This window comes from Streptomyces sp. NPDC007164 (assembly GCF_040634135.1).
GTDB lineage: Bacteria > Actinomycetota > Actinomycetes > Streptomycetales > Streptomycetaceae > Streptomyces > Streptomyces sanglieri.
On the sequence record NZ_JBEYFB010000084.1, the window covers coordinates 1 to 16,487 of the forward strand.

Annotated in this window: 6 protein-coding genes; all 6 read left to right on the plus strand. The window is 70.6% G+C overall.

The window, feature by feature from the left end; translation table 11 throughout:
* Window positions 1-744: 744 nt before the first annotated feature.
* From ABZ622_RS40070 to ABZ622_RS40095, 6 genes are read left to right on the plus strand one after another with little or no spacing between them, the layout of a single operon-like run.
* Window positions 745-7,548, plus strand: coding sequence for an SDR family NAD(P)-dependent oxidoreductase (locus ABZ622_RS40070; RefSeq protein ID WP_360551997.1), 6,804 nt, complete (start codon window positions 745-747; stop codon window positions 7,546-7,548).
* Between the two features lie 8 nt (window positions 7,549-7,556).
* On the plus strand, window positions 7,557-12,068 hold the full coding sequence (locus ABZ622_RS40075) for a beta-ketoacyl synthase N-terminal-like domain-containing protein (protein ID WP_360551998.1): 4,512 nt from the start codon (window positions 7,557-7,559) through the stop codon (window positions 12,066-12,068).
* Window positions 12,058-12,393, plus strand: coding sequence for a phosphopantetheine-binding protein (locus tag ABZ622_RS40080; protein ID WP_360552000.1), 336 nt, complete (start codon window positions 12,058-12,060; stop codon window positions 12,391-12,393). Before ABZ622_RS40075 ends, ABZ622_RS40080 begins: the two co-directional genes overlap by 11 nt.
* A 2-nt stretch (window positions 12,394-12,395) precedes the next feature.
* Window positions 12,396-13,202, plus strand: a complete 807-nt coding sequence (locus ABZ622_RS40085; protein WP_360552002.1) for an alpha/beta hydrolase — start codon at window positions 12,396-12,398, stop codon at window positions 13,200-13,202.
* Entirely contained in the window at window positions 13,203-14,438 is a 1,236-nt protein-coding gene (locus ABZ622_RS40090; protein ID WP_360552004.1) for a glycosyltransferase, read from the plus strand.
* Complete coding sequence (locus ABZ622_RS40095; RefSeq protein ID WP_360552006.1) at window positions 14,435-16,225, plus strand: ABC transporter ATP-binding protein; 1,791 nt, start codon at window positions 14,435-14,437, stop codon at window positions 16,223-16,225. The genes ABZ622_RS40090 and ABZ622_RS40095 overlap by 4 nt, the downstream gene beginning before the upstream one ends.
* Window positions 16,226-16,487: the final 262 nt, after the last annotated feature.

Sequence of the window (16,487 nt, forward strand, 5' to 3'; positions counted from 1 at the left end):
GCACCCCGCTACGACGTCGGCAAAACCGTCAAACGTCCCGAGACCCTCAAGGCCATCGGCAGGCCTGGCCGTTCTTGGTAGATAAAGAACAAGCTGAGAGACTGTTCAGAAAGTCAGGGGTATCGGTCCTTCTCGCGACTTCTGTCGGATTGGATCCGGCGATCAACGTGGATGAATGATCACGCAGCCCCCGCCTTCATCAATATGGGTGTGCCAGCCAAGGTTGGCGGAATCCATGTGTTGCGAGCTGCCATGGCCTGCCGAGCGCCGGGTGTCTGTGCGCCGCGTTGCGGGGTGCTGGTTGTCACGAATGGTGAATGTGCATTCATGTGGATCACATCTGTGCATTCATAACGGTATGTTCAGGCGATTTCGGAAATTTTGTTGCAACTTTGATAAATCACTTCATGGTCGGGTCGACTCGTGTCAAGAGGTGTTGTGAACTCGGCGGCCTCGGCAATTCAATCCGCAGATGTCAAGCTGTTACCGAGAACGTCGAGTGGATTGTCGTACTCCGTAGTACGATCGCGACTGCCTGCCCTCGAATGCCTTACCCCCCACCCTCTCTGAGGCGCTTGATTCGCGACAGATCGCTCCTCTTTTCGAGACCGAGTCAGGCTCGCGTGCTTTCGCGTGTCCTGCAAGGAGAGCGACTGGCGTCGTTTCTGGATATTCGATTTCGCGCGCCTTCTCGTCCCCTGGAGTGTTTCCATGCGCACGCCCTGTGTCGGCACTGATCGTGGCATGTCCACGACTGCCGATCTCGTCCTCGCAGTGCATCCGTTCGGTGTCGCGTCGGCACGGTTCACCGCGGCCGTCGCACGTGCGGGCGGCCTGGGAGTACTCGACCTGACGGGTGATGCCCGGTCCGCCCGTGAGCAGTTGGGTCTGGCCGCCGAGTGGTCGCGCTCCGGATTCGGTGTACGGCTGGGCGAGGGGAATGGCATCCTCGCGCCGGACCTTCCTGCCTGTGTCCACACCGTGGTCCTCGCCGCCGGGGCGACAACGACCGCCGCCGACTTCCCCGGGCGCCGCGTGCTGGCCGAAGTGACCTCCGGCTCCGAGGCGCGAGATGCCGTGGCGGCCGGGGCCCACGGACTGGTCGCCCGCGGTCATGAAGCCGGTGGCCGGGTGGGCGAGTTGAGCACGTTCGTGCTGCTGCAGCAGCTGCTCGCGGACGAAGCCGACGGGCTGCCGGTATGGGCCTGCGGCGGAATCGGCGCGCACACCGCGGCGGCTGCGGTCGCCGGCGGCGCCGTCGGTGTGGTCCTTGACACCCAGACCGCGCTGCTCGCCGAGGCGGAACTCCCCGCGGAGGTCACCAGCGCGCTCAGCGGACTCGACGGCTCGGAGACTGTGGTCGACGACGGTCTACGCGTGTTGCGGCGGCGCGTCCCCGGCTCGATTGACGCCGCACCCCCCCTGGAGATAGGCCAGGACGCGTTCCTGCCGGTCCGCTTCCAACGACGCTGGGGCACACTGGGCGCAGCGATCCGTGGCATACGCGCCGCGGTGAGCGACGCGCTCTCCGGCGGTGTGCCCGTACTCGGGCCGGACAGCATGGGCAGCCGGGCTCTCGGCACTCGACTCCCTGTTGTTCAGGGGCCGATGACACGGGTGAGCGACCAGGCAGCATTCGCCGCCGCCGTGGCCGCAGAGGGCGCCTTACCGTTCATCGCGCTCGCCGTGTCCGGCGCGGAGCAGACCCGAGCGGTGCTGGAAGAGACCCGCAGCACCCTGGGCGACGCGCCCTGGGGTGTCGGAGTCCTCGGCTTCGCCGACGAGGAGATCAAGGAAGCCCAGCTGGAGGTCATCCGGGAGGTCCGTCCCTCGCACGCCATCATCGCCGGCGGTCGTCCCGCGCAGGCCGTGGCTCTCGAGGAGGCCGGCATCTCGACCTTTCTGCATGTGCCCTCGCCCGGACTGTTGGACCAGTTCCTTGAATCGGGTGCACGCAAGTTCGTCTTCGAAGGCGCCGAGTGCGGCGGCCACGTCGGCCCCCGCGCCAGCTTCCCGCTGTGGCAGGCGCAGCTCGACGTGGTGGACGACTTCCTCGCAGCTGCCGGGAAGGAAGCCGCCGCCGAACTCCAACTGCTGTTCGCCGGCGGCGTGCACGACGAGCGGTCCGCGGCCATGGTCGCCGCCCTGGCCGCCCCCCTGGCCGCGCGGGGCGTCGCGTCCGGTGTCCTCATGGGTACCGCCTACCTCTTCACCGAGGAGGCCGTCGCGGCAGGCGCGGTACAGCCGCTCTTCCAGCAGCAGATGGTCGACGCCGAGCACACCGAACTGCTGGAAACCGCCCCCGGCCACGCCACCCGCTGTGTGCGCAGCCCCTTCACCGACGAGTTCGTGGCCTTCAAGGAGCAGCTGTGGGCCGGTGACGCACCCAGCCGCGAAGCATGGGAGCGGCTGGAGCAACTCAACGTCGGCCGACTGCGGTTGGCGAGCAAGGGCATCGAACGTGTCGGTGAAGAACTGTCCGAGGTCGATGAGGACCGGCAGCTCTCCGAGGGCATGTTCATGGCCGGGCAGGTTGCCGTCCTGCGGTCGGAGGTCACCACCGTCGCCGCGCTGCACGACTCGGTCACCACTGGTGCGCAGACCTTCCTCGACCGACGCAAGGCTGCCCTCGACACCGGGCCGGACGGACCGGCAGCCGCTTGTGAGCCACTGGACATCGCCATCGTCGGGATGGCCTGCGTGTTCCCCAAGGCACCCGATCTGGCCTCGTTCTGGGGGCACGTGCTGGCCGGCACCGATGCCGTCACCGAGGTGCCCACCTCACGCTGGGATCCCTCCGTGTACTACGCCGAGGACGGGGCGGGGGAGCACACCCCCTCGCGCTGGGGCGGCTTCCTGCCCGAGATCCCCTTCGAACCCCTGGACTACGGCATCCCGCCCGCCTCCTTGCCGAGCATCGAACCCGTCCAGCTGCTGGCCCTCGACGTGGCGCGACGCGCCCTCGCCGACGCCGGTTACACCGACCGCCCCTTCCGACGGGAGCGAGCTTCCGTTGTGTTCGGGGCCGAGGCGGGAAGTGATCTGTCGAACAACATGACGCTCCGCACGGTCCTGCCCTCCTACCTCGGACAGCTTCCGCCCGAGCTGGACGCCCAGTTGCCGCGCCTGACCGAGGACTCCTTCCCAGGCATCCTCGCCAACGTCATCGCCGGAAGGATCGCGAACCGCCTGGATCTCCAAGGGGCCAACTACACGGTCGATGCCGCCTGCGCCTCCTCCCTCGCCGCGGTCGACGTGGCCTGCAAGGAACTGACGGCCGGCACCAGCGACCTGGTGCTGTGCGGAGGCGCCGACCTGCACAACGGCATCAACGACTACCTGCTCTTCGCCTCGGCGCACGCGCTGTCCCCCACCGGCCGTTCCGCGCCCTTCGACCGTTCCGGCGACGGCATCGCGCTCGGCGAGGGAGTGGCCTGCGTGGTCCTCAAGCGGCTCGCCGACGCCGAACGGGACGGCGACCGGATCTACGCCGTCGTCAAGGGCGTCGGCAGCTCCAGCGACGGCCGGGCCCTCGGCCTCACCGCGCCGCGTGCCGACGGCCAGAGCAAGGCACTCTCGCGGGCCTACCGAAACGCCGGGATCTCACCGGCCGAGGTCGGCGTGGTCGAGGCCCATGGGACCGGCACGGTCGTCGGCGACCGCACCGAACTGAGCGCCCTGACCGAGATCTTCACCCAGGCCGGAGCAGACCGCGGCGGCTGTGCCCTCGGTTCGGTGAAGTCCCAGATCGGCCACACCAAGTGTGCAGCGGGTCTCGCCGGACTGATCAAGGCCACGCTCGCGCTGCACCACGGCGTCAAGCCCCCCACGCTGCACCTGCGGCAGCCGAACCCCGCTTGGGACGAACGCACCAGCCCCTTCGCCTTCCACACCCGGGCCAGGCCTTGGCCCGCGCCGCCCGCCGAACGCGTCGCCGGCGTGAGCGCCTTCGGTTTCGGCGGAACCAATTTCCACGTCGTCCTGCGTGCCCACGACGATGGCGCCCCACCCATCCACGCCCGCGACGAGTGGCCCGCCGAACTGTTCACCTTCCGAGGCGCCGATCGAGATGCCGCCGCCAAGGCCGCCCGGGAACTCCTCGTACTCGCCGAGGCCGACCACACGGCGCACCAGCCGCCCCGCCTGCGGGACCTCGCCCTGGCGGCCTCCCGACGCGCCGACCTCGCGGCCGTGCGCGGCCTGCCCACCCGCATCGCCGTACTGGCCTCCTCCGTAGTGGAGTTGACCGCAGCGCTGCGCCGGGCCGTCGAAGGCGAGCATGCCCCCGACGACGGCATCCATCTCGCGGACGGTACCGAATCAGGAAAGACAGCCTTCCTCTTCCCCGGACAGGGCAGCCAGCGCCCCGGGATGCTCGCCGACCTATTCGTTTCCTTCCCTGAACTCCAGCGCTTCCTGCGCCTCGACGAGGCCGCCGCGGCGGCCCTCTTCCCACCCGCCGGCTTCGACGAAGCCGGACGCCAGGCCCAGGCCGACCGAGTCACCGACACCCGCGTAGCTCAGCCCGCGCTCGGCATCACCGCACTCGCCGCTCACCATCTGCTCGGCCGGGTCGGCGTCCGCCCGGACATGACAGCCGGACACAGCTACGGCGAACTCGCCGCCCTCACCGCGGCCGGCGCACTCGGTCCCGAGGAGCTGCTCTGGTGCAGCAGGGCACGAGCCGAATCCGTCGTCGCCGCCGCCGGCGCCGGCGACCCCGGCACCATGGCCGCGGTCACCGCCTCGGCACCGCAGGTCACCGCCGCCCTGGAGAAGGCAGGCGTCGCCGGGTCCGTCGTCGTCGCCAACCACAACTCACCCCGCCAGACGGTGATAGCCGGCCCCACCGATGACGTGGAGACCGCCGTGGAGCGGCTGCGCACGCAAGGACTGAAGGCGACACGGATCCCCGTGGCCTGCGCCTTCCACAGCCCCCTGGTCGCCGCCGCGGGCGACACCTTCGCAGCGACGCTGGCCCCGGTGCCGCTGGAAACGCCGTCGATCCCGGTGTGGTCCAACCGCACCGCCGCGGTCTACCCCACTACCCCCGAGGCGATACGCGCCGAACTGGCCGCCCAGATCGGCGCGCCGGTCCGCTTCGTCGAGCAGATCGAGGCCATGTACGAGGCAGGGGCCCGGACCTTCGTCGAGGCGGGCCCCGGCGCAGTGCTGACCCGGCAGGTCACCGAGATCCTCGGCGACCGCCGACACCGCACTGTCACCCTGGAGGCCCGGCGCCGCACGGGCCTGACCGGCTTCCTGGCCGCGCTCGCCGAACTCGCCGTTGCAGGGGCCGACGTGCGCACCGGTTGGCTGTTCCAGGGCCGCGACGCGGTCGACGCCGCCCAGGCCCCCCGCCGCAGGCGCGCGGGCTGGACCGTCGACGGCCACCTTGTCCGTACCGCCGACGGCACCATCCCCGCCACAGCCCTGCACCCCGCCCAACGCATCCCGGAGGCCCTTGTGACCACCCGTTCCGGCAAACACGGAGACCATGGACATGTGCTCCACCCCGACACCGCCCACAGTGCGACGGGGACCGGCGGCGAGGCTCTCATCAGCGAATTCCTTCGCACCAGCCGGGAGATGCTCGCCGCTCAACGCGACGTCCTGCTGGGCTACCTCGGCGCCGACCCCGGTGCCCGGCCCGGCCCGGTGCCCGTGGAGTACGCGCCCCGCGAGCTGACGGCGAGAGTGCTCCCCGCGCCTGCAGCACCCGTCGCGGCAGCGGTCCAGGAGCCCGCCGCTCCGGAGCCCGCCCCGGACCCGGCGCAGGCCGAACTGACCGAGGACGCGGTCCTCGCGGCCGTCCTGGAGGTGATCGGCGAACGAACCGGCTACCCGGCTGACATGATCGAACCCGATCTGGACCTGGAGGCCGACCTGAGCGTCGACTCCATCAAGCGCGCCGAGATCGCCGGTCAGCTCGCCCGACGGCTCCACCTGCCCACCGCCGACGGCGTCGACATGGAGGAGCTGGCCAAGGCGCGCACGGCGGCGGGCATCGCCGAACTGATCGTCGCCGCACGGCAGGACGACTCCCTATCGCCCGAGATTGCCGCTCCCGAGTCCGCGACGGACAACTCGGCCGCCCCCAGCCTAGAACCTGCTGTTACGGCCCCGAAGAGGCTGGTGATGACAGAGTTCGATCTCGAGCCCGCCGCCCCGGAGCCCACCGAACTCGTCGGACGCACCTTTCTGATCATCGGCGAAGGCCCCCTCGCGCTGGCCGTCGCCGAGCGGCTCGACTCCTACGGTGCCCGGGCGGTGACCGCCACCCGGATACCCGATGGCGGCCCCTTCGACGGTCTGATCCACCTCGCTTCCCCGGACGGCGGCCCGGCTCACGAACCGGTGCTGCCCGGCGCCGTCCCCCTCTACCAGGCCGCCCTGGCCACCGGCCCGCGCTGGGTGCTTGCCGCCGGTGCCGCCGAAGGGCTGCGCGGATTCTTTCGCGCGCTGTCCCGCGAGTACCCGCAGACCATTGCCCGCGTCGTCGAACAGCCCACCGGAGCAGACCCATCCGCAGCGGCCGACGCGATCGTCGCGGAGCTGACCTCCGCCGACCGTGAGCCGGTCGTGCTGCGCACGGGGGACACCCGCCGCGGGCTGCGGATGACCGAGACCGACCGCGGCGTCCTGGGCAGCACCGGAGCCGGTCCCTCCGACGACGGCGCCGCCGAGACCGCGGCCCTCGGACTCGACCACGAGTCGGTGGTGCTCCTCGTCGGCGGGGCACGGGGCATCACCGCCCACTTCGCCACCGCGCTCGCCACCGCCGCCCGCTGCCGCCTGGAACTCTTCGGCCGCACCCCGGTCCCCTTCCCGGAGGACGCCCCCGCAACGGCCGCCACCACCGATGTCGAACTGCGGGCCGAGCTCATCGCGGGCGGCCTGAAGTCCCCGGCTCAAGTCGAGCGGGAGATCGCAAGGATCCAGGCCGAGCGCGAGGTCCGTGACACTGTCCGCCGACTCACCCGGCTGGGCAGCCGCGTGCGTTACCACTGCGTGGACGTGCTCGACGCCGAGGCCGTGCACCGTGCCGTGAAGAACGTCCACACCGAGCACGGCAGACTCGACGCAGTCGTCTACGCAGCCGGTGTGATCGAGGACAGGCTGTTCGCCGAGAAGTCCCCGGAGTCCTTCCACCGGGTCTTCAGCACCAAGACCGACGGCGCCAGGACCGTGCTCGACGCCGTCAGCGGGCTCTCGCACGGTCCCCGCCTCGCGGTGCTGTTCGGCAGCATCGCGGCCACCCTGGGCAACCGTGGCCAGACCGACTACTCTGCCGCCAACGACGCCCTCGAAGCCATCGGCCACGACTGGGCCGACGGGACCGACCGCCGCGGGCTCACCGTCCACTGGGGTCCCTGGGCGCCCACCGGCACGAACAACGGCATGGTCACCCCGGAGCTAATGCGCGCCTATGCGGCACGCGGTATCAGCCTCATCGACCCCGACGAGGGCGCCGCCGGCCTGCTGCGCGAACTGGCCTGGGGCCCGCAGGAGAGCACCGCAGTCGTCTACACCGCCTCGGGGTGGTGACCGCGGCGATGCGCGGAAATTGTCCGATCGCCATCGTCGGCATGGCCGCGCTCTTCCCGGGAGCGCCCGACCTCGACACGTACTGGCGCAACATCGTCCAGGGCGTCGATGCGATCACCGATGCCCCAACGGCCCGCTGGGACGCCGCGTACTACGCGCCGGATACCGAACGCCGTGCTGACCGGGTCTATTGCCGGCGCGGAGGTTTCATCGACGGTCTCGCCGACGTCGATGTCACCGCCTTCGGTGTCATGCCCGCCTCCGTGCATACCACCGAGCCCGACCAACTGATCGTGCTGCGGGTGGCGTCCCAGGCGGTCCAGGACGCCGGCGGCGCCGACCGTATCCTTGCCGACCGGCGCCGCACCGGAGTGATCCTGGGCCGTGGTGGCTATCTCACCCCCGGCCTGGTACGCCTGGATCAGCGGGTGCGTACCGCAGGGCAGCTCGTGCACACGCTGCGGGAACTCCTGCCGGACGTGGGGGAACAGCACCTTGAGGAAGTACGCCGCGCCTTCACCGACCAACTGGGCCCAGAGGCACCGGAGTCGGCCATCGGCCTCGTGCCCAACCTGGCCGCCTCCCGGCTGGCCAACCGGCTTGACCTGCGGGGCCCGGCCTACACGGTGGACGCCGCCTGCGCTTCCTCGCTCATCGCGGTCGACCACGCCGCCCATGAGCTGGAGAGCGGCCGGTGCGACATCGTCCTGGCCGGGGGAGTTCACCACTGCCACGACATCACGCTGTGGAGTGTGTTCTCCCAACTCGGTGCCTTGTCCCGGAGCGAGCGCATCAGGCCGTTCCACCGGGACGCCGACGGGGTGCTCATAGGCGAGGGCACCGGCGTCGTGGTGCTCAAGCGGCTCGCCGACGCCGAGCGCGACGGCGACCGGATCTACGCCGTGATCACCGGCACCGGCGTCGCGGGCGACGGCCGCACCGGCAGTCTGCTCAGCCCTGACTCCGCGGGCCAGGCCGAGGCGATCCGCCAGGCATGGCGCAGTGCCGGCCGGGACCCCGCCGAGCCCGGCTCCGTGGGGCTGCTCGAAGCCCACGGCACCGCCACCCCGGCGGGCGACACCATCGAACTGGAGACGGTCGCCGCGGTCTTCGGCCCACCGGGCGACGCGCCCCGTGGTGTGATCGGCTCGGTGAAGTCCATGATTGGTCACACCATGCCGGCCGCAGGGATCGCCGGGCTCATCAAGGCCGCACTCGCCGTCCACCATGGCGTCCTCCCGCCGACCCTGCACTGCGACGACCCGCACCCTGCACTCGCACGCACCCGCTTCACCACCGCGGCCGCCGCGGAACCGTGGGTGACCGACACCCAAAGCCCAGTACGCCGCGCTGCGGTGAATGCCTTTGGCTTCGGCGGCATCAACGCCCATGTCGTACTGGAACAACCCGCATCCATCGCCGCTCAGTCCGGCACCGGTATGTCGGCGATCGTCGTGCGCGAGCCCGAACGGGTGCTGCGGTTGGCAGCCACAGCACCCGCCGAACTGGCACGCCTGCTGGACCGTGATGACGCGGCGCTCCTCGCCACCGCGTCGGACCGGACCGGGCCCGATCCCGCCGGCCCCGTCCGGCTCGGTGTGGTGGACCCCACGGCCAAACGTCTGGCGCTGGCCCGCAAGGTGGTCGACCGGGGTCGGCCGTGGCGCGGCAGAAACGACCTGTGGTTCGTCCCCGAGCCGCTGCTGGGGGACACCGGTGGCCGTCTCGCCTTCATCTTTCCCGGCCTCGAAGCCGAGTTCGACTCCAACTGCGAGGACGTCGCACGCCACTTCGGCCTGCCGCAGTCGCTTTCCGGCACTGATGTCAGGGTCGGCGACATAGGCCGACAAGGCACCGGCGTATTCCAACTCGGCCGTCTCCTGAACACCGCACTGGAGCGGATGGGTGTCGAGCCCGACGCGCTCGCCGGACACAGCCTCGGCGAATGGACCGCAATGGCGGTCGCCGGTATTCACGCCCCGCAGGAGGTCGACACCTTCCTGGCCTCGTTCGATCCGGACGCACTGCGTGTGCCGGGCCTGGCCTTCGCGGTGATCGGTGCGCCCGCCGACCACGTCATGAATGCTCTCGCCGGACAGACGCAGGTCGTCCTCTCGCACGACAACGCCCCTCACCAGTCCATGATCTGCGGCCCGTCGGCCGCGGTCGGCGATTTCGTCGACCACTTCCGCGAAGAAGGCGCGATCTCACAGGTCCTGCCGTTCCGCTCAGGGTTCCACACACCCATGCTCCGGCCGTATCTGGACCCGATACGCAAGGCGGCGGACACCTACACACTGCACCCCGCCCGGCTGCCGGTCTGGTCCGCCACCACGGTGGGGGAGTACCCCTCGCGACCGGAAGAGATACGCAAGCTGTTCGTACGGCATCTCCTGGAACCGGTCCGTTTCCGCCGGCTGATCGAGAACATGTACGCGGCCGGCTTCCGCGCCTTCGTCCAGCTGGGAGCCGGCCAAGTCGGCTCGCTGATCGCGGACACACTGCGAGACTCCGACCACCTCGTGGTCGCAGCCCACTCCCCGCACCGCTCCGGCCTTCCCCAACTGCGCCGCGTGGCCACAGCCCTGTGGGCCGACGGAGCCGAGCCGGACACGACAGTGCTCCGCCCCACTCCTGCGCGCAGGGCCGCGCACCGCCCGGTCCGGCTCGACCTCGGCGGAGCGCTGATCTCCCTCGACGAGCCCACACGCACGGCGGTCGGCGCCGCCCTGGCCCCGCCGCGCCGGGCGGCGCACGGCGCACGGACCTCCGCCCTCGATGCCCTCGCCGCCGAGGACCCGCTGGCCGCAGACTTCTCCGCACTGCTCGACGACACTGCGGCGCTCGCGGCGGATGTCCTCACCGCGGGCCACCACTACGACCCGCGATCCACCACGCCCCGGGCTGCTGCGTACGCTCCCGCGCCCCGGCCGGCCGGACCCGGAGGCCCGCCACCAGCTACCCCAGGCGAACTGCGGACATCGCTGCGGGTCTCGATCGACACCATGCCGTATGTGCTCGACCACTGCTTCTTCAAGCAACCGCCGCAGGCTGCTCCGGCGGACCGCTGGCCCGTCGTGCCCGGCACCACCGTCATCGGGCACCTGATGGACTACGCCGAGCGGGCAGCACCCGGCCTGCGCGCGGTGGCCGTCCACGACGTCCGGCTCAACCAGTGGATCACCGCCGTCCCAGCGGTGGACATTCCCGTACACGTCACCCCCCAGCCTCCGCACCCCTCGGGAGCGACCCGGGTGACGGCCACTCTCGGCCCGTACGCCGAGGCCACCGTCGAACTCGCGCAGGACCGTGATCCCCGGCCGGCCGCCGCCTGGACCTTCCCCGAGGACCAGGAGCGTCCCTGCGACCTGACGGCACGTGAGCTGTACACCCGTCGCTGGATGTTCCACGGACCACGCTTCCAGGGCGTCACCGAACTGACCGCGATCGGCGACGCGCACGTACGAGGAGTCATCACCACCCCGCCCGCCCCGGGAGCCCTGCTGGACAACGTCGGCCAACTGCTCGGCTACTGGATCATGTCCCAACTGCCCACCCGAACCATCGTTTTCCCCGTTGGCATGCGGGAGATCCGCTTCCACGGCGCACACCCCACGCCGGGCGAGCGGCTCGACTGCCTCATCCGCATCGTCTCCGTCACCGACGCCACACTCGAAGCCGACATGCAACTGATCCAACAGGGGCGGGTATGGGCCGAGTTCAAGGGCTGGCGCGACCGCCGCTTCGACAGCGACGCACAGATTCGCCGGGTGGACCGCGAGCCGGAGCACCACGCCCTCTCCGAGCCGCAGCCCGGCGGCTGGGTCCTGCTTCATGAGCGCTGGCCCGACCTGGCCACCCGCGAGCTGATCATGCGGAACATGTTGGCCGGCGAGGAACGTACCGCCTACGACGCGCACGCCCCCCGTGGCCGGCGCCAGTGGCTGCTCGGCCGGATCGCGGTCAAGGACGCTGTGCGCCGACGACTGTGGGACGCCGGAAGCGGCGGGATCTTCCCCTCGGAACTACGGATCGCCAACGAACCCACAGGCCGCCCATACGTCACCGGCGCGTACGGCCGTGCCCTCCCTGACCTCCACGTCTCCCTCGCGCACCGGGCAGAGGCCGCGGTCGCGATCGCCGGATGTGGCCCCTGCGGCATCGACATCGAAGAGGTGATCGAGCGTCCGGACGGAACCCTGGAGGCGGCGCTCGGCGCTCAGGAGCGGGACCTGCTCGCTTCGCTGGCGCGCGATACCGGCGAACCCGAGGCCCTGTGGTTCACCCGCTTCTGGACCGCGAAGGAGGCAGTCGGCAAGGCCCGCGGCACCGGCCTGGCCGGAGCCCCGAAGAACATCGGCATCCACACCGCCACCGGCACAGCACTGACTGTCCGCACCGGAGGCGACACCTACCACGTCCATCACCGGACGGTCAGCAACCCACCCGGACTGCCCCCCAGGAACTACGTCGTCGCCTGGACGACCGCCCACGATGAGGAGAGCGACGATGACCACTGAACGCTGCGAGGCCGTAGCGCCCACCCGGCTCGTGACGACCGTGCTGGACGAGGTGACCGTCATGCTGCAGGAGGTGCTCGGCGAGTACGAGTTCGCCGACGCCGAGATCACCATGAGCACCCGATTCCATGACGACCTCGAACTGGAGAGCATCGACCTGGTCACGCTCTCGACGGCGCTGCGCGAACACTACGGCGACACGGTCAACCTCGCCGCCTTCATCGCGGACCGCGGACTCGAGGAGATCATCGAGCTGACCGTGGGTGACCTGGTGCACCACGTCGTGGCGTCCCTCCCTGCCGCGCCCGCGGCCGAGGCGGTCTGAACATGGCGAAGATCCGTGTCGGCGAACTCGACGTACACGTACAGCGCATGCCCGCGGCCGGTCCGCCGGCCTCGGACCCGCCGCCCCTCGTGGTGCTGGTCCACGGCCTGCTCATCGACAGCCTGGCGAGTTACTACTTCTCGCTCGGCCCCGCCTTCGCCGAGCGGGGCATGGACGTCCTCATGTACGACCTGCGGGGGCACGGACGCACCAGCCGTCCTGCCACGGGCTACCGCCTGGAGGACTTCGTCTCGGACCTGGACGGACTCCTCGACGCCCTGAAGGAGGAACGCCCGGCACACGTCGTGGGCAACTCCTTCGGCGGCGCCATCGCCTACGGGCTGGCCGCTTCCCGGCCCGACCGCGTCCGGTCCGTCATCGCGATCGAATCCGAACCGCCGGTGAAGTCGTGGGCCGAGAAAATGGCCGAGGGTCTCACCGGGGAGGAAGGCGGACTGGTGGTCAGGGAGGTGCGCACCTGGCTCGCCGAGGATCCCGAGCGCAACGCGCGCCCCTTCCAACTCGCCGGACGGCTCCTGGACGGCACCACACTGGGCGAAGACATCCCACACAGCCGGGTTCTGGGCGACGCGCTCGCCGACATCCGCTGCCCCGTCTTCGCCCTGTACGGCGCCGACTCCAAACTCTCCGGCCAAGCCGCCCACTTGGCCGCCACTCTCAAGCACTGCCGCACCGTCGTCCTGCCCGACCAGGGGCACTCGGTGCTCGTGGAGCGCACGACGGAGACAGCCAGCCTGATTCTGGACTGGTTCGAGGACGACATCCACACCCCTGTGAAGGCGGGCTAGATGAGCCGGTTCCTGTTCGTCGTGCCGCCCCTGGTCGGTCACATCAACCCGGCGGTCGGCACCGCGGCCGTGCTCGCCGCGCGGGGGCACGACATCGCCTGGGCCGGACCCGCCGACCTGGTTCACCGTCTGGCCGGACCCGACGCACGCGTGTTTCCCTGCGTGCTGCCCGACCCGGCCCTGGAGAACGCCGGGGAGCTCGCGAGCCGGAGCGCCGACCTGAAGGGCCCCGCGGCCTTCCAGTTCCTGTGGGAGCGTTTCCTGATCCCGCTCGCCGATCACATGGCCCCCCGAATACGCACGGCCGTCGAGGAGTTCGGCCCGGACGTCGTGATCGCCGACCAGCAGACCGTCGCGGGCGGCCTCGTCGCCGAGTCGCTCGGCCTGACCTGGGTCACCTCGGCGACCACCTCGGCCGAACTTGTCGACCCGCTCGCGGGCATGCCCAAGGTGGCGGCCTGGCTGGACGGCCTCATCGAGGCACTGCGCGGTCGGGTCGCGGGCGGGAGGGGCACGGCCGACCCGAGGATGTCTCCGCACGGCATCCTCGCCTACACCACCAGCGCCCTGCTCGGCCCGGCCCCACTTCCCGAACACGTATGGCTGGTGGGCCCGTCCGTCACCGACCGTCCGGCATCGGCCGACTTCCCTTGGGAATGGTTGGAAGGGGCGGGTCGCACCGTCCTCGTCAGCCTGGGCACCGCCAACGCGGACGCGAGCGGGCCGTTCCTGAACGCCGCAGTCCAGGCGCTGTCGGGCCTGCCCGGAATACGCGCCGTCGTCGCCGACCCAGCAGGCACCGTGACCGAGGCGGGCGAGAACATCCTGCTGCGCCCGCACGTGCCCCAACTGCCGTTGCTCGCACGCGTGGACGCCGTCGTCTGCCACGCCGGGCACAACACCGTCTGCGAGGCGCTGTGGCACGGCGTCCCCCTGGTGGTTGCTCCCATCAGGGACGACCAGCCCATCGTCGCGAGCCAGGTCACCGCCGCGGGCGCGGGCGTCCGGCTGCGCTTCGGCCGTGCCGACGCGCGACGCATTGCCGACGCCGTCGGTACGGTCCTGGACGAGGCCGCCGGATACCGCGACGCGGCGCATTCGATCGGCCTCTCGTTCCGGGCAGCGGGCGGCAGCGCAGCCGCGGCCGACCGCCTGGAAGGTCTCCTGCCGCATCCCCAGCCGCCCGTCGGCGGCCATACGCGCGGGCGGAAGCAGGAGAGGACAGGCATCCGATGACGGATGACACCCCATCTACCGAAAGCCCTCCGGGAACCTTCGGATCGCTCCTCGGCTACGCCCGGCCCCACTGGCGCACTCTGACGCTGTCCCTCGTCCTGAGCCTGCTCGCCGGCGTTTCCGGACTCGTCCAGCCGAAGTTCGCCCAGGACATCCTGGATCGGCTCGCCAATGGTGGGAGCGTTGCCCGACCGATCACCGTGCTGGCGGCACTGCTCGTCGCGGGCGCGCTCCTGACCGGGGCGAACGCGTGGCTTGAACAGCGCACGTCCGAGCGCGTGGTCCGTCATGTCCGCCGTGACCTGGTGCACCGGCTGATCCGGCTGCGTGTGCCCGAGATCGACCGTCGCCCGCCCGGAGACCTCATCGCACGCGTCACTTCCGACAGCACCCTGCTCAAGAGTGCCGCCACCGATGGACTGATCATGTCGGTCAACGGGCTGCTGACATTCGTCGGAGCCCTGGTCATGATGGCCACCCTGCACCTCGGGTTGCTGGTAGCGACGGTAGTGGTCCTCGGGCTCGTCGGGGTCGTGATGACCGTCGTGCTGCCCAGGATACGGCGGGCCGTTGCACGCGAGCAGAGCGCGGTCGGTGTCGTCGGTTCCCGCCTGGACCGCTCGCTCGGAGCGACCCGCACGGTCAAGGCCAACGGCGCCGAAGGCCGCGAGACGCAGGCGGCCCAGGACGCCGTGGAGGACGCCTACCGCGCGGGCCTGATCAGCGCGCGCTACAGCGCGATCGTCACCATGCTCGGCGGCGCGTCGATCCAGGCGGCGTTCCTCGTGGTGCTCGGCCTCGGCGGGATGCTCGTCGCCAATGGAACCATGGACGCCTCCGCGCTCATAGCCTTCCTGCTGTACGTGTTCTTCCTGGCGAGCCCGATCGCCTCACTGGTCGGCGGCGCGGCGATGCTCCAGCAAGGCCTCGGCGCCGTCGGCCGCATAGACCAGGTGGCGGTCATGGCCCTGGAGGACGACATCGACTCGGAGCTCGCCGACGTCACCCCGGCCGGCCCGCCCCCGACGGTGGAGGTGGCCGGCGTGGAATTCGCCTACCCCGGCCGGTCCCCGGTGCTGCACGGCGTGAGCTTCACCGTCCCCGGCGGTACCCAGACCGCACTGGTCGGCCTGTCGGGCGCCGGGAAGACCACGCTGTTCTCACTGCTGCAGCGGTTCTACGAACCCACCGCAGGGTGCCTGCGTATCGGCGGGCAGGACATCGCGTCCCTTCCCCGCGCCGAGGTACGCCGCCGGATCGCCTACGTCGAGCAAGACGCCCCCGCCCTGGCCGGCACCCTCCGCGACAACCTGCTGTACGCGGCACCGGACGCCCCCGACGAGCACATCGCCGAGGCTCTGCGGGCCACCCGGCTCGACGGCCTGATAGCCCGGTTGGACAAGGGCCTGGACACACCGGTCGGAGCCAGGGGCGTCACCCTCTCCGGCGGTGAACGCCAACGGCTGGCCATCGCGCGTGCCCTGCTGCGCCGACCGGAAGTACTGCTCCTGGACGAGGCCACCGCCCAGCTCGACGCACGCAACGAACAGGCGCTCAGCGAACTGATCACCAGCCTGGCCCAGCACTGCACGGTGCTGCTCATCGCGCACCGCCTGTCCACCGTGACCGAGGCGGACCAGATCGTCGTCCTCGAACACGGCGTGGTCCGGGCCGTTGGCACCCACCACGCGCTGATGGACGACGACGACCTGTATCGCGAACTCGCCGCCACCCAGCTGTTGGCTGCCGCATCAGGTAGCGCCGGCCCTGTCGACGAGGGCCTGTAGGCATTGGCCGGCGGCGGCGATCGACGACATCCAGCCCATCGACGAGAACGATCCCTTCGGAGGGTTCTTCAGCGGTCCCGTCTCCACCAGCGTGTAGCCGATGTCGTGGGCCGCTGCGGCAGCCTCGGCCCAGTCCGCGCACACGGCGAACCGGGGTCCCGCCGAACGGGTCTGTACAGCGAACGGTGGGACTCGGTTGATTGTTTCTACCGGCGTCCGGCGGTGAGTCGGCCGTCGAAGGTGATGTCGAAGGCGTTGAGTG